Origin of the sequence: Rhizobium sp. CC-YZS058 (assembly GCF_034720595.1) — a bacterium.
Classification (GTDB): domain Bacteria; phylum Pseudomonadota; class Alphaproteobacteria; order Rhizobiales; family Rhizobiaceae; genus Ferranicluibacter.
Genome location: NZ_JAYESJ010000002.1, coordinates 85,932 through 100,369 on the forward strand (window position 1 = coordinate 85,932; position 14,438 = coordinate 100,369).

Annotated in this window: 19 protein-coding genes; 9 read left to right on the top strand and 10 right to left on the bottom strand. The window is 60.2% G+C overall.

Going from position 1 to position 14,438, the window contains the following annotated elements; translation table 11 throughout:
- Window positions 1-91: 91 nt before the first annotated feature.
- A complete protein-coding gene (locus tag U8330_RS20640) occupies window positions 92-313 on the bottom strand; it encodes a hypothetical protein (protein WP_323107452.1) in 222 nt (73 codons plus the stop codon).
- A gap of 445 nt (window positions 314-758) precedes the next feature.
- Here U8330_RS20640 and U8330_RS20645 point away from each other — a divergent pair, with 445 nt between their 5' ends.
- Window positions 759-1,946, top strand: a complete 1,188-nt coding sequence (locus tag U8330_RS20645; RefSeq protein WP_323107453.1) for an MFS transporter — start codon at window positions 759-761, stop codon at window positions 1,944-1,946.
- Between the two features lie 89 nt (window positions 1,947-2,035).
- A complete protein-coding gene (locus tag U8330_RS20650; protein WP_323107454.1) occupies window positions 2,036-2,791 on the top strand; it encodes an SDR family oxidoreductase in 756 nt (251 codons plus the stop codon).
- Between the two features lie 121 nt (window positions 2,792-2,912).
- On the opposite strand, the gene U8330_RS20655 is transcribed toward U8330_RS20650, so the two are convergent.
- Entirely contained in the window at window positions 2,913-3,527 is a 615-nt protein-coding gene (locus tag U8330_RS20655) for a LysE family translocator (RefSeq protein ID WP_323107455.1), read from the bottom strand.
- A gap of 96 nt (window positions 3,528-3,623) precedes the next feature.
- Here U8330_RS20655 and U8330_RS20660 point away from each other — a divergent pair, with 96 nt between their 5' ends.
- The 3 genes from U8330_RS20660 (at window position 3,624) to U8330_RS20670 (ending at window position 5,121) form a co-directional block, all read left to right on the top strand.
- Window positions 3,624-4,088, top strand: coding sequence for an Lrp/AsnC family transcriptional regulator (locus U8330_RS20660; RefSeq protein WP_323107477.1), 465 nt, complete (start codon window positions 3,624-3,626; stop codon window positions 4,086-4,088).
- Between the two features lie 75 nt (window positions 4,089-4,163).
- On the top strand, window positions 4,164-4,601 hold the full coding sequence (locus tag U8330_RS20665) for a WGR domain-containing protein (RefSeq protein WP_323107456.1): 438 nt from the start codon (window positions 4,164-4,166) through the stop codon (window positions 4,599-4,601).
- Window positions 4,602-4,629: 28 nt separating this feature from the next.
- Window positions 4,630-5,121, top strand: coding sequence for a thermonuclease family protein (locus tag U8330_RS20670; RefSeq protein WP_323107457.1), 492 nt, complete (start codon window positions 4,630-4,632; stop codon window positions 5,119-5,121).
- A gap of 40 nt (window positions 5,122-5,161) precedes the next feature.
- Here U8330_RS20670 and U8330_RS20675 read toward each other — a convergent pair whose 3' ends face one another.
- The 6 genes from U8330_RS20675 to U8330_RS20700 form a co-directional block, all read right to left on the bottom strand.
- The gene (locus tag U8330_RS20675; protein WP_323107458.1) at window positions 5,162-5,335 is read right to left on the bottom strand and encodes a hypothetical protein; all 174 of its coding nucleotides are present in this window, start codon (window positions 5,333-5,335) and stop codon (window positions 5,162-5,164) included.
- Window positions 5,336-5,598: 263 nt separating this feature from the next.
- Window positions 5,599-5,769, bottom strand: a complete 171-nt coding sequence (locus U8330_RS20680; protein ID WP_323107459.1) for a hypothetical protein — start codon at window positions 5,767-5,769, stop codon at window positions 5,599-5,601.
- A 320-nt stretch (window positions 5,770-6,089) separates the two neighbouring features.
- Window positions 6,090-6,398 carry a DUF736 domain-containing protein gene (locus U8330_RS20685; protein ID WP_323107460.1) on the bottom strand — a complete coding sequence of 103 codons (309 nt, stop codon included), beginning with the start codon at window positions 6,396-6,398 and terminating at the stop codon, window positions 6,090-6,092.
- Window positions 6,399-6,744: 346 nt separating this feature from the next.
- Window positions 6,745-9,276, bottom strand: coding sequence for a S8 family peptidase (locus U8330_RS20690; RefSeq protein ID WP_323107461.1), 2,532 nt, complete (start codon window positions 9,274-9,276; stop codon window positions 6,745-6,747).
- Window positions 9,182-10,252: an ATP-binding protein gene (locus U8330_RS20695; RefSeq protein ID WP_323107462.1), complete on the bottom strand. Its 1,071-nt coding sequence runs from the start codon at window positions 10,250-10,252 to the stop codon at window positions 9,182-9,184. The genes U8330_RS20690 and U8330_RS20695 overlap by 95 nt, the downstream gene beginning before the upstream one ends.
- Window positions 10,253-10,856: 604 nt before the next feature.
- Window positions 10,857-11,165: a DUF736 domain-containing protein gene (locus tag U8330_RS20700; protein ID WP_056320183.1), complete on the bottom strand. Its 309-nt coding sequence runs from the start codon at window positions 11,163-11,165 to the stop codon at window positions 10,857-10,859.
- Between the two features lie 448 nt (window positions 11,166-11,613).
- Here U8330_RS20700 and U8330_RS20705 point away from each other — a divergent pair, with 448 nt between their 5' ends.
- Together U8330_RS20705 and U8330_RS20710 are read left to right on the top strand one after the other, a co-directional pair.
- Window positions 11,614-11,856, top strand: coding sequence for a hypothetical protein (locus U8330_RS20705; protein ID WP_323107463.1), 243 nt, complete (start codon window positions 11,614-11,616; stop codon window positions 11,854-11,856).
- On the top strand, window positions 11,831-12,448 hold the full coding sequence (locus U8330_RS20710; protein ID WP_323107464.1) for a zeta toxin family protein: 618 nt from the start codon (window positions 11,831-11,833) through the stop codon (window positions 12,446-12,448). The genes U8330_RS20705 and U8330_RS20710 overlap by 26 nt, the downstream gene beginning before the upstream one ends.
- A 68-nt stretch (window positions 12,449-12,516) precedes the next feature.
- Here the strand turns inward: U8330_RS20710 and U8330_RS20715 are convergent, their stop codons facing one another.
- Window positions 12,517-12,654 carry a DUF1127 domain-containing protein gene (locus U8330_RS20715; protein ID WP_323107465.1) on the bottom strand — a complete coding sequence of 46 codons (138 nt, stop codon included), beginning with the start codon at window positions 12,652-12,654 and terminating at the stop codon, window positions 12,517-12,519.
- 254 nt (window positions 12,655-12,908) lie between these two features.
- On the bottom strand, window positions 12,909-13,220 hold the full coding sequence (locus tag U8330_RS20720; protein ID WP_323107466.1) for a DUF736 domain-containing protein: 312 nt from the start codon (window positions 13,218-13,220) through the stop codon (window positions 12,909-12,911).
- 281 nt (window positions 13,221-13,501) lie between these two features.
- On the opposite strand from U8330_RS20720, the gene U8330_RS22450 reads away from it, so the two are divergent.
- Window positions 13,502-13,888, top strand: a complete 387-nt coding sequence (locus U8330_RS22450) for a hypothetical protein (RefSeq protein ID WP_416236946.1) — start codon at window positions 13,502-13,504, stop codon at window positions 13,886-13,888.
- A 237-nt stretch (window positions 13,889-14,125) separates the two neighbouring features.
- Window positions 14,126-14,438, top strand: a 313-nt coding sequence (locus U8330_RS20730) for a helix-turn-helix domain-containing protein (protein WP_323107467.1), incomplete at its 3' end; no start/stop codon positions are given.

The window sequence follows — 14,438 nt, forward strand, 5'->3', positions numbered from 1 at the left end:
GGGGCAGCCGCAGGAGGCTTAGCATAGCGCCGCGTTAGCGGAAGCCGGGACCGACTGTCCCCGACCGAGGCATTCTGCTTCAGAAAGCCGTCTACTCGTCGGAGACCCCTTCGGTCAGTCCGTCGAAAACCTCCATCATCGCGTTGGTGATGGCTTGGCCGAGAGCGTTGCCAGCGACGCGAACGTCGTCCTCAGAGCCATCGCGAGCAGCACGCGCAAGTTCATACCCCTGATCCGCGACAATCTGCTTGGCCACCTCGATCGCCCAGAGACCGAAGTCCCCGCGGTTACCAATCTGGATTTCGTCTTCCATCTGCGTCTCCCGAAATTGGCTCGCCGGCTTCTTTTCATGGGCGTTGCGCAATGACAAGCGCAAGGCACCGACGTGGAGCGGCGACACCAACGCGATGGGCACTAACGAACTTACGCATGCCGGCCGAACGATGTTGCTCACCTGCAATATACGGCCATCCGTTTTCGGCCCAAATCAGTCACTGGTCGTCGCAAATATCACTCTCAAAACACTGGCTTGTGCGAGTGATTTTCGCGACGAAGATTTCCCTGAAGGTTCAATCTTGGTGCTTTTGTCGTGGAATTTAGGACTTACGCGACATCCAAGCTCGTGTCCAAGTTGACAAGTACATTGGGCGTAGGTACGAGCAGATCAGCAGTCACACTGCCGTAGGCGTTACCGTCATCCAACGCAGCCTTGCCGAGAGGACCCCCGCTGGGAGATCTCGGTCCTCAAGGAGATCGAGATGACGATTAATTACGCCGTATCCAGCGATACGAAACCAACAGTTTTTTCCGCAATAGCACCTGTCGCCACCGCGGTGTTCCTGGGCTTCCTGGCCGCCAGCATGCCTCTGGCCGCTCTGCCGCTCGAAATGGGCGGTCACCTGAAGGCAAGTCCTACGACGATCGGCATGTTGATCGGCCTCCAGTCTGTCGTCACCGTCTTGACCCGTCATCAGGCCGGAACCCTTTGCGACCAGCGCGGTCCCCGCTTTGCCGCCATGGTCGGCCTGCCGCTGGCCGCCTGCTCCGGCATGGCATATCTCGCCGCGGGACTGTCCAGCATCACAGGATTGAGTATCGCGCTCCTTTTGCTTGGCCGGATTTTCATGGGCCTCGGTGAAAGCCTGTTCCTGACGGGTCTGATGAGCTGGGGGATTGCGCGCGTCGGAGCGGCGAAGACCGGCAAGGTGATGTCGTGGTCGGGCATCGCGATCTATGCGGCGCTCGGCCTTGGCTCGCCGATCGGCCTTGCGTTGCAGTCCCGTTATGGGTTTTCCGCCGTCAGCGCGATGACCGTCGTTGCTCCCGTAGCAGCATGGCTCATCGCCATGAGGCTGACGGCCGTACCGGCATCCGGCGGCCAACGCGTGCCGTTTCATCATGTGATAGCGTTGATCTGGAAGCCAGGCCTTGTTCTGGCCCTGGCGACTGTTCCCTTCGCCGGCATGGTCTCCTTCCTCGCCCTGGCCTTCGAGGCTCGCGGCTGGTCGCAGGCGGGGCTGGCGCTATTCGGGTTCAGCGCGGCCTATATCCTGGTGCGCCTGGTGGCCCCTGGTCTTCCCGATCGTTTTGGCGCTGCGCCGGTTGCGATTGGTTGCCTGGCAGTTGAGGCCCTTGGACAAGCATTGCTTTGGGCAGCGCCTGTTCCCGGCATCGCCGTCATGGGCGCAACGCTGACCGGTCTCGGGTTTTCTCTGATATTCCCGGCCATGGGCGTTCTCGCCACCAGCTCCGTGCCGGCCGAACAGCGCGGACGGGCCGTCGGAAACTTCATCGCCTTCGCCGATATTGCCCTGGGCGTCACGGCACCGATCGTCGGCCTTGCCGTCTACTCGGTCGGAGCAGCCTCGCCTTTTATCGTCGGCACAGTCGCGACATGCCTCGCGCTCTGCGTCCTCTCCTCCACGCGACTGCCTCGAGCCGCGTAAGGCACGCCCTTCTCCCGTTCAAAACCAACCGTGAACCGCGTTCGGCCATGCGCCGGGCAAATTCCTGTAACCATCGAAAGGAAACGACAATGAAAACCACCGGTAACACGATCCTCATCACCGGCGGCACCAGCGGCATCGGCCGAGCCTTGGCTGAAGGCTTCCACGACCTTGGCAATCGCGTCATCGTCACCGGACGCCGCCAGGATCTGATTGCGGAGATCGCCGATGACCGTCCCGGTATCGCGGGTTTTACCGCCGACATGACAGATCCTGCTTCCGTTACGAAGCTCGCTGAAGACGTCCGTGCGGCATTTCCCCAGACCAATGTCCTGATTGCCAATGCAGGCATCTCGCGGACGGAGGATGTGACGTCGGACGAGTGGGACGGCTCAGACGCGGCGGCGATCGTTGAAACCAATATCCTTGGGGTTCTCCGCGTCACGGCAGCCATCCTGCCCATCCTCAGAGCGCAATCCGCCGCCACGATCATGGCGACAAGTTCCGCACTGGCCTTCCTGCCGCGGGCGGATTTCCCGACCTATTGTGCCAGCAAGGCCTTCCTGCACTCGTGGCTAACCTCGCTGCGCCATCAGTTGCGCAGGACATCGGTCGAGGTTCTGGAACTGTCCCCGCCATATGTTCAAACCCAACTTACCGGCGCCTCGCAGGCGGCGGACCCGCGTGCCATGCCGCTATCGGACTATGTCGCCGAGGTGATGGGGATGATCGGGCGTGGCGACCATCCGCGTGGCGAGCTGTTGCTCGAACGGGACCAAGCCCGCCGCTGGGCCGAACGCGATGGCACATACGACAGCATTTTTGCTGCCATGAATGCATCTTGAGGGGTAGAAGGTCGTAGGGCCTACCAGCTCTACGATCACTTCGGGGCATCTTTTGCGGCGGGCACAATGTCCGGTGTTGGCGCGAAGCGGAAGGCCGCCCTCGGCCCAAACCGGTCATCGGCTAACGCTGTGCAGATGCCATGAACCCAGCGGCCAGCAGGATCATTCCGCCCGCCGTGCCGTCGATCAGCCGACGCTTCTTGTCACTGAGATTGCCACCGCCGAGACGGGATAGGGCTAGGCTCAGGATCGTGTAGACGACGCCGTACCAGAACATGAAAGCAAGCGACAGAGTTACAGCCTGCAGGGTCACATTGCCCTGATGGTCCATGAATTGGGGGAGGATGGCGACATAGATCATCATGCCTTTGGGATTCAGGAGCGCCGTCAAGAAACCCTTCGAAAGCTGATTCTCGACCTTCCGTCCGGACACGGTAATGCCATGAGACTGCATGGCTGATCTGATGAGCGTGTAGGCGAGGTAGAGCAGGTAGGCGATGCCGATCCATCTGATCGCCTCGAACAGCACGGGAGAGGCGGCGACGACGGCGGCAAGTCCAAGGGCGACCAGAAGGGAATGAACGCCGTAGCCCAGCACCACGCCGAGCGTTGCCCGCAGCCCTGCTTTTGCCCCCCCGGACACGGCCTGGGACGCGATGAAGAGCATGTCAGGACCAGGCGTGCAGATCAGCGGCAGAACCGTGGCGGAGAAGAGGAGAAGCAGATGTGTGTTCATGCCGATGTTGTATCGCGACGTGAGCGCAATCGGGTTGCTAATATTGCTGATAAAGCAGATATTTTGGCATCGACTGCCAATGAAGGGTGTATTTTCATGATCTACAAGCTCGATGAGATCGATAGGCGCATCCTGAAAGCTCTTCAACGTGACGGCAGGATGCAGAACATCGAGCTGGCCAAGGAGGTCGGCCTGTCGCCTTCCCCTTGTCTTCGGCGCGTGAAGGCTCTGGAGGAAGCAGGAGTAATCAAGCGATACGTCGCCGTCGTTGATCAGGCCAAGGTCGGCCTTCCTTTGTCGATGTTCGCGCGCGTCTGGCTCACGGCGCAGGATGCCGAGACAATCGACCTTTTCATCGCGGCAATGCGGCGTCTCCCAGAGGTGGTCGAATGCTACATCATGCTTGGGGAAAGTGACGCGCTGCTGCGCGTAGTTGTCGCCGATCTCGACGACTACCGTCGTTTTCAGTCCACGCACCTGACGCGGAAGAACGGTATTCAGTCAGTGAAGACGGATGTTCCGAGCGAGGTCATCAAGCAGACGTTTGCACTTCCTGTTTGAACGCGGAGCAATTACCATGTCCGGTGTTGGCGCGAAGGAGCCGTACCTATTGCTCGCGGGAGGATCGTGACCCGAATGGGCGAAGACCGCCTGCGGGCTTCGTTCGCGCCAGCGAATAGAGCCGCACGCCGAAGGCGGACCGACCGAATTCATCCGCATCTCCACATCACGGAAATGAATCAATGGCGTCCGAGCGATTCAAAACTCTCGTTGGACGGCAGTTTCGGGAAGCGTGATCATGCCGGAATGATCACCCAGCCCTACCATCTCTACATCGAAAGATCGGACGCCACGAAAAACATGGCCCGCTTCTATTCGATGTCCATCGACCCGAACCTTTTTGGAGAGGCTTGCCTGACACGGTGTTGGGGGCGTATCGGAACGACGGGGCAGACTATGAGCCACCATTTCGAAACGGAGCAAGAGGCAGTGGTGCTCTTTCTCGATCTCCTCCGGCAGAAGAAGCGGCGCGGTTACGCAGCGGTCCTCCAACATCCGCTGAACAACAGCTGATAAACGGCGCCCAATTCAAGGACTACGCATGAACTGCAGATCAGAAGGTGTCGTACGTCGGCAGATGTGGCGCTTTGTCAGAATGATCCAGGTGGCGATCTTCGTCATTGCTCCAGCTACCCACCCCTTGATCGGCAACAAAGCCTACGCGAGCGAAGCCGGATCCAAAGTAAGCCTGCCATTCCGAATGTGTGCTACTGGCTCGCGTAAGGCATGCGTCGTTGACGGGGACACGATCTGGTTCAATGGCCAGAAGATCCGTATCGCCGATATCGACACACCGGAGGTGAGTGAACCGAAGTGCTCATCGGAGCTCGCCCTCGGAAACCGCGCCACCGACAGAATGCTCGAGCTGATCAACGAGGGTCCATTCGAACTCAAAGCTTGGCCTGGTCGCGATGCCGACCGGTATGGTCGCAAGCTTCGAGTGCTGATCAGAGACGGCCGGAGCCTGGGCGACGTTCTGGTTTCGGAGGGCCTCGCCAGAACCTGGAGCGGCCGACGGGAGCCGTGGTGTTGAGGTAGGAAGACCGACCCGGCGAACCGGGCCGATATGGCGGTTAGGTCCGTCGGTTCCAATCGGTCTCGAAATTCACCTCGATATCAACGAAGAACGGGATCTTGATCGCGATCTTCAAGCCGAGCTTGCCCTTGCGGAAAAAGTGACAGATCACCTCGGCGAGGGTGCGGAGGCGGCGGCCGGTTGCAGTCAAGAACTTGGCGAGCTGTTGCATATGATTTCTCCTGTCGATTGCGTTTCGTCGCGGGGATGAAATGCGGATCGGGAAGGAGCGCCGCACCGGGACGGCCGCAGCGCAGCGGAGGACCTGACGACGGCTGAATTTTGCTGCGCGAGGAGCCGAAGGCGGGGAAAATTCTGCCGGCATCAGGTTGCGGCGGGACGCACGATCCGCATCATTCCCTATGTCGATGAAATGGGATCGACAGGAGAATTGCGGCAGCTCGACTTCGAAGACGACGGACGATGGAAGCCGCCTCAGAAGGGCGGTTCGCTTTCCGCAAGACCGTCCAGCTCGGCGGCAGCGACGATCAACTCCGCCTGGGCGATGTCGAGTTCGGCCTCGATTTGACGGCGCTCGGCGCCATCGACAGCGTTGCGGAGCTCGGCCCGCAGTTCTTCGATCTGGATTTCGAGTTCGTAGGTCATCTTCGTCTCCTTGACGTTTGTGAAAGATGACCGACCGGTCCGAGAGGGGATGGCGGGGTCAGGGATCGCGCCAGCGACCGGCAGAGCCGGGGAGTGGGGGAGCCGATTTGCGGAAGCTGCCCTCAAGGGCTGGTGAAACAAATTGGGGGAACCGCTCATCCTTGAGGCCGGCGTCGCCGCTTGGCACAATCATGCATTCTGAGCAGCTTCCCCGCTCACCGTATGCCACCAAAAAGCCGGGCCTGGCTCGATGCCAGATCCGGCTTTGATCTCTCGGCAGGAGAGAAGGCCCCGCCGATGGCGGAGCCTCGTGATCCTGATCAGTCGCGGTTCGGGCGGGACCAGATGAGCTGTAGGCCATCTTCGCCTTCGACCTCGGCGAGCGTTGCGTAGATCGGGGCAGGGAAGCTCGGATCGTCGAGCTTGACCGAGAGGTAGTCGCGGCCTTGCTCGGAGGTCTTCTGCCAGGCGGCGCCGAGCTCGACGCTTCCGGCATAGACGCGGAACTGCGGGCCCTTGTCGGAGGGGTTCTCAACCCGCGCGATGCGTGCCTTGACGTTGAGGGCAAGCGTGCGAATGGAGCCGGTGAAGCCGTTCTTTTCGGAGGTGAAGGTGCCGATGGTTGCCATTGTCGTATTCCTTTTCTCGTGTTCGGGCCGCGCCCATCGCGGCCTCGATGGCAGTCGACAAGACCGGAGACGATCGAACCGCACCCAATAGGGCCGCAATGCAATGGAGGGCGGCAAGTCGCAGATTTGTTAGTGGGCGAGGAGGGGACCGCAGGTCGTCGGGGTAAGAAATCTAAGCCTTGTCGTTGCGGGAAGACGATCGAGGCGCAGCCGGTCTCCGGTCAGACATGCCCCATCGAGCCCGCAGATGGAGCCACGGTGATGGGCAAAGGAATCTGACGAGAGCTGGGCCTATTTCGACCAGGTCCCAGCGTCACATCAGGCTTTAGTGACACGCTTTGCGGCTTCACGGCGAAACGCGTTGCGGCGGTCTGGGCTGTATCCGGGCACGAACCTCGTCGTATAGACGCAGTTCTCCGGGCATTTCGAGCGAGACGGCCAACCCGAACGGCACGGCTTCGTCGACCGGACCACCAGGATCAGGCTCACGCTGGATTTTGAGCGTGATCGTCATGCCCTCGGCGACGACGGCCGCTCGGTCGCCGCCCCAATGACGGGTGAACACCGTGCCGCGATTGGTCTGGTTCTGGTCGGGCTGGCTCCCCGAACCCTTCACGGCCAGATCGGTCATGTCGTCAGGCGCTAGGATTTTCATCTTGACGCCGCGATAGGATTTTCGACCTGGAAGCACGGGCGTGAACCAGGCGAGTGTTGCCGAAAAAGAATGAAAGCGGGCCTGACCGCCCATGACGGCGGGGATCGGAACGACGACGTCGACACTGCGCTCGCGCGCGAGATCGCCCACACACCAGAAAGTGGCGCGATCGGATGCGCAGGAGACAGCGTCGTCCGTGTCGTAGACGCCGTAACCGAAGAACCTGCGGATATTGTCTTTCTGGCGCGACGCCTGACCTTGACCGAACGGGCCGACCAGCCTCTTGACCAGAGCCGCAGCTTCTTGCGGCCATCGGGCAGGATGCACGAGAAGTGCCTTGATCAGCACTGCGCGATGCGTGCCCGACAGGTTCAGAAAGTCGGCGCCGTAAGCTGTTTCCAGCGCGTCATGGATCCGATGGGCAGTACGTGAGGCGAGCGCCGTTGCAGCGCTTGTTCCATTGGTGAACGCTTCTGCCCCCTCCATGCCAGGCCGTGGCGGCGCCGCAACTTTGAGGCCGGCACCACGAGCGGCCCCTGCAGGAATGACGACAATACCACCTCCACTTCCGACAACGCGAAGGTGTTCTCGTGCGGCAGGCATCAGGATGTCAGGTTTGACAGAATCGGCAAAACCCGGACCGAGTGCACTCGATGGATTGGCGGTGTCGAGCTGCGTGTACGGGTTCACATTGGCGCGCGCCAGCGCCCTGTCCGCCGGGGTCACCCAGTCCAGGTTTCGGCCACCCACGGTCAGTCCGTTGACGGTCTCTGACGGAGAGAGCAGTCGCCGGTCCGCGACGAGCGCGGCAATCGCGTTGACAACACCTTCGGCCCGCACGCCATGGACCGCGTCTTCGAATGCGGCGCGGGTTTGGAAAGCGGGTATCGGGAAACTGGATGTCACGTTTCCCGCGCTGACGAGAAACAGGATCCCGAACCGATAGGCCAACCGGTCCAGAAGGCGCGCCCATGGTGAAAGCTGGCCATGGAATGGCCGACGGGTATTGCCAAGCGAGATGTTGACGATGATGACCCAGGGCGCCGACGGTTGCGGGCCGCCGCGCATTTGCACGACGGCCTGATAAATGAGATCAACGATCAGCCGGTCCGTAGGGAAGCGATCGTTGTTTCCCATGACCGGAATGCAATGGACCTGGCGGGGAAGGGATGCCTCTGGCCGGTTGCGATCGCCATGAACGATCAGCGAGGCCATAGCAGAGCCATGCACGCGTTCGGACACGAGTGCATCGGGTTCCAGACCGAAATGATCCTCGACGTTCAGATGTCTTCGCAGGAGGGGATGGCTTGCCACGGGCACGCCGTCGAGGAGGGCAAGGATCGATGCCGGGCTGACGGGGTTCTCCGTGACGGGCGCCAATGGTGCGACGATGTCATTGGCCTCGATGCCGGTGACCACACTTTGCGGCCGAATATGCATGATCGGCTCGACGCCGGCGAGACTTCCCGGATCTCTGGCTATCACCATCCGGATTGCGGCCACTGGGATTTCGGCGAGAATAGCATGATAGGCGATGTCGTCGATCCGAGCCCGATGGATCGTTCGTCCGCCTGCCTGGGCAACCGCCTGCACGACCGCCGTTTCGCTGACCACGGCAGCACTGCCTGCGGCGCGGAAAATCAACTCGATTTCGAGCGCGACAAGCTCTCCGTCCTCGCGGCCGTCAATCTCCTCCTCAAGGATCTGCGCGTCCAGCGGCTGCACACGATCTGCCGGTCCCCAGACGCGCAAGTCGCGAAGGCACCCGAATACATCGCGCCACGGCGTGTAGCCCGTCGGAAGAGCCTGGCCCGCAAGCCAGTTGCGCCAGAGAGACAGGATCTGCCTCAACGCAACAAGGTCAGGAACGAGAAGGTATGCGAAAGGAGCCTTGTCATCGTCGCTCGGGAGTTCCTCCTCATCGATCAGCTCGAGGCCGGGCACCCGATTGATCGCACTGGCAAAATTGGCGATATCGCCCTTCACCTCGAAGACGAGCAGCCGCTCCGGCGCGAGCGCCGTTGGATCGGCGCGAAGGGCGAGGCCGCTTGGGTCCCTCTGAAGGACGTCGGCGAGACGCTGGAATGTTGGGGTGAATTGCTGATCTTGCCGTTGCCGACCGAACGGTTCAGGCTTCTGTATGTTTGCCTGTCGGCCGGTTTGCCTTGGAGCGGATGCGCTTGGGCGCAGTCTCAGTATCGGTTTGCTCGGATCGCTCGCCATTCAGAATTTCCGGTCCCACGCGTGTGGCCCAGAGGTCTAGCTCTGAACGCAGAGCGTCGTCGATAGAAAGCTCCCCCAAGCCAAGTATCTGCCTTCTTCGCACGTTTTGGCAGAAATCCAAAGCCTCGGCGTAACTTACGGTACCCAGTTTTCCACTGATCGTCTTCGATGTGGCCTTGGGCAGATCTGGCCATTGCGCGATGATCCGATTGAGAAAGCCTTCGATGCGCCAGCGGTCCGGCGCGGGAAAGCCCAGTCGCATCTGAAAGCGGCGCCACACGGCACGGTCCAGGAGCTCGGCATGGTTGGTCGCCGCCATCACCACGACATAGCTCGGAAGCTGGTCGAGCTGCATGAGCAGAAAAGAGACGACGCGCTTGATTTCTCCGGTCTCGTGGGTATCGCCTCTCTCCTTGCCAATGGAATCGAACTCGTCAAAGAAGAGCACGCTTGGCCGGGTTCGCACATAGTCGAATAGCTTGCGCAGGCGGGCGTTTGTCTCGCCAAGGTAGCTGCCGATCAGCGCATCGTAACGCACGACGAAGAAGGGAAGTCCGAGAGATTCCGCTATTGCCTCGGCGAACGACGTCTTGCCATTGCCCGGCGGCCCAGACAGGAGTACGCGGTGTCGCGGCTCATAGCCATGGGCGCGCAGGACGTCCGCCCTGACATGTTCTTCGATCAGTTGCCGCCCGCCCTGCTCAACGGGCAGTGGCAACATCAACTGATCGAGCTGGATACGGGGCTCGAGTTCGAGGATCGTATCTTTTCCGGATCCGCTCTGGGACGAGTTGGAGGTCAGGGCAGGGGGTGTCACACTGACGGCGGCAAGCGCACGCTCAAGGCGATCGGCAACGCCGTGGTGGTTTTTTGCACGTTCTTCGGCAACCAGCGCTTCGGCGGCCGACTTGAGGGTCGCGCGATCGCCGGCTGCTCCAGCCCTTACAAGGGAGATAAGAAGATCGCTGCGGGCCATGTCCTCACTGACTTTTCGTTTCCCATTTGTTCACTTTTCGAATCTTATCGCAAATAGTTTATAAAGTCTTCTTGTGCCAGCGCGAGGCTCTTAGAAGCGCTCGGTTATACATGCAATCAGATTGCTTCCGCGGCACGAAAACAACAACGTCTCGCCATGTCCGTCGTTCCGCTCGTCCATCGATGCGGGAACCGCCAGTTCCAGCGAGGGACGCGAAACAAAGCCAGGCAGGCGATCCGTCATTCTTCATCGAAACCATCCGCATCTGATCAGCCGCGCCGCAGCGGAGAATTCCGATGTCGTGGAGTTTCCCCTTTCTCCGACCTGCACGGCAACCTGATGATTGGTATCTACGGCGAACTACCTTGTGAGTGGATTTGCCATCCGGCTCAATGCGGTACTTCTTCGAGGTTCTCGAGAGAGGAATCGAGGTCGTCACCTCGACGTGGGAGAGGTGCCAGCATTTCTCCAAGGTCAACAGACCTCTCGAGGAGGACGAAGCTCTCCCATTGCTCCCCGACTTCGCAAACCGCACGGCTCGGCTACGGCCCTCGAGGGCCTTGAGTTTGGTTCGGCCCCGCTCTTGGAGCGAGGCCGGCTTCGTTCAGTCGCGGTTCGGGCGTGACCAGATGAGCTGGAGGCCTTCCTCGCCCTCGACCTCGGCAAGCGTTGCGTAGATCGGGGCCGGGAAGCTCGGATCGTCAAGCTTGACCGAGAGGTAGTCGCGGCCTTGCTCGGAGGTCTTCTGCCAGGCCGCGCCGAGCTCAACGCTTCCGGCATAGACGCGGAACTGCGGGCCCTTGTCGGAGGGATTTTCAACCCTGGCGATGCGTGCCTTGACGTTGAGGGCGAGCGTGCGAATGGAGCCGGTGAAGCCGTTCTTTTCGGAAGTGAAGGTGCCGATAGTCGCCATTGTCGTATTCCTTTTCTCGTGTTCGGGCCGCGCCCATCGCGGCCTCGATGGCAGTCGACAAGACCGGAGACGATCGAACCGCACCCAATAGGGCCGCAATGCAATGGAGGGCGGCAAGTCGCAGATTTGTTAGTGGGCGAGGAGGGGACCGCAGGTCGTCGGGGTAAGAAATCTAAGCCTTGTCGTTGCGGGAAGACGATCGAGGCGCAGCCGGTCTCCGGTCAGACATGCCCCATCGAGCCCGCAGATGGAGCCTCGGGAATTGCGTAAGAGAATATGGCTTTGGCGGCGTGCGCTGGATAGACCTCGGATATCGACCGAACGTACTGCCCCATCCCATCGCCACCTGTTTTCCTGGCTGGGCTGTAGGAACGCGGGTGGATATCCAACGCAGCTCTTTGCGTGCCCAAAAATGATTGCTATATTTGGGCAGCAGGTTGGAGCAGACATGGCCAAAGTCGTCGTCAAGAAGTTCGGCAATTCCAAAATTGGTGCGCGTGATACCGCGGTGACGCAGAAGCGCGTGCGGGATGGGGACAGCGGTCAGTTCATGACTGTTCGAACGATCGATGCGCAGAGTAAGACGCTCGGGAAAGATCTGAGCTATGTTTTTAGCAAGAATGTCGATAAGGCGCGCCGTGACAACAAGGCTGTAACCGGCGTGCGTGATCGTGCTCCCGTCCAGGACTGAGCAGCCAGTTTTCCTGATCATCGCAGGGCCAAACGGATCAGGCAAAAGCAGTGTATACGCGAATGCCGACCTGGAAATGGAAGGTCGATCCGTCTGGATCGTAAATCCCGACCTTCTCGCTGCGCGTATCAGCAGGGTAGAGGCTAAGCCGCTCCTTGAAGCCAATCTCACCGCGGTCCAACGCATCGAGGCATGGCTCGAAGCCTCGATCAGTGTTCACAAGACCATCGGCGTCGAGACGGTCTTGTCGACCGCCAAGTACCGACGGCTTGTGGAAGCGGCCAAAGCACTCGGATTTGCAATCTGGTTTCTATATGTCGTGCTCGACAGCCCGGAACGCTCGATCGAGCGGATCAAATTTCGGGTGGCCAAAGGCGGGCACCCGGTACCAGACGAGAAAGTCCGCCAGCGTTACCAGAGATCCCTGGAGCAATTCCCCTGGTTTCTCGAGCAGGCGGACAAGGCCTGGATCTGGGATAATAGCGGCGCAAGTCCAAAGACGATTGGCGAAAAGTCAGACGGGATCATCGAACTCGACGAGAACGCTCTTAAGGTCATCGCCAGAGCGGTCCAGTCGATCGCGACCGAGTAGCTGCCATCGCCGGCATAAGAAAAGGGTCGCACTGGCGCGGCCTTTTTCAATCGTCGCGATTGACGAGTTTAAAGCCCACGGACGAGGCTGCGGATGTTCCCACGCGCGACGCCGATGTCGTTCAGGACGCGGTCGTCAAGGACAGAAAGCTCGCGAATAGCGCGGCGCTCTGCAATGGCTCTCTTCAGCCGTTCAGCGATTTTCATGTGACTCACCTTTGCAATTTTGATGATGAGTATATGTGCAATTCTTCGCACAAAAAGAAGGCATATGCTTGCAGGGAAGGCATGCGCAATTGGCGGGGCTGGTAAATCGGCGCCATTTGTGTTGCCCTCGGTGCGAAAGTGCGCGTGCCATTGGCTCGTACTGCCATTCAAAGAGCGGCGAGCGGCTCAATACCTGCCTGCGGCTTGAGTCTGGGCCAAGGGGCAAGCCCCGCCTTGCGGCAGGGCCGATGTCCTCAGTCCCTGCTCGGGCGGGACCAGATCAGCTGGTAGCCGTCTTCACCTTCGACCTCCGTCAGGGTGGCGTAGATCGGAGCGGGGAAGCTCGGGTCGTCGAGCTTGACCGAAAGGTAGTCGCGGTCGGTTTGCTCGGAGCGCTTCTGCCAGGCGGCGCCGAGTTCGACGGCTCCTGCAAAGATGCGGAACTGTGGACCCTTGTCGGAGGAATTTTCGATGCGGGCAATGCGGGCCTTGACGTTGAGGGCGAGAGTGCGGATCGAACCGCTAAAGCCGTTCTCGGTAGAGGTGAAGGTGCCGATGGTAGCCATTGTCGCATTCCTTTTTGCTCAATCGGGCCGCTCCAGTGCGGCCTCGATGGCAGTCGCACAGGCCGGGGACGATCGGGCCGCACCTGACAAGGCCGAAACACCGTGGAGGGCGGCGTGAAGACACTTTCTTGTTTCGCGAGGAATGCCGGCGGAGCCGGCAGGGGATGAAAGTTTCAGAGCGCCGTTGCGGGAATACGATCGAGGCGAAGCCGGTCTCCGGTCAGACATGCCCCATCGAGCCCGCACATGGAGCCACTGTCAGACGGAAAAGGGATACGACCATGGCGATCCGCACGGGAAACCCCAGCGCGAATGGCCTCAGCCAACTCCAAGCACCTGTGCACGACGGACGGAAGATGCGCTGCACCATTGTGGCAAACTCCGACCAGGTCCGCTTGCGTGAAGACCATGCCGGGATAGAGTTGCACCGCGATTCGTCGCCTGGAGGAACAATGCCAAAGCAGACCAAGCCGTTTATCGTCGAAATCAAGCAGTCCCGGAAGCTGAAGCCCGACACCCGGAAACCGTCGATCTGGGGCAACCTCGATTTGAAACTGGCTCCTGACGATCGTCTCGAAGAGCCCCGTCGTCGGGATGCAGTGGACCGGGACACCGTCGGTGCGACCCGCTCGACGCTGCATCAGACTCCACCCGACAGCGCAGTCTAGCCATTTTGTATGGACAAATTTGTCCAGGACATCTGGCTATACTCCAGCATCCTCTTTCCGCTGATCCTATATCGGGATTGCGTTCTACTTCAGTGGACATCTCTGCCCAGATCGGACCGGGTCTTGAACGTCCACACGTATGCCCTCATATGTCCATACGTGATCGGGGTCGTGCCCCTTTATTTCCAGCTATTTATGCCCGAAATACAGGTCACAAACAAGCCAAAGGAGGCCGATGTGACTGAAGAAGGCAGTGGAAAGGCATCAGCGCCGCAGGGTGAAGACGCCGACAAGAAGGACGACAAGGTCCTGATCAAAAAGTGGGGTAAGGAAGCGATCGACGTCGGTTATACCGTACTGCCGAAAGCGCTCCTCCAGGGCCAAGCTCGCTTGAAGATCAACGCGACGGACCTCGCGGTGCTGATCCACTTGATCGAGCATTGGTGGAGGCCGGGCGAGATGCCGTGGCCGAAGAAAGCGCGAATTGCCGAAAGGCTCGCGGTCACTCCAAAGACGGTTCAGCGGTCAATTGCCCGGATGGAGCAAGAGA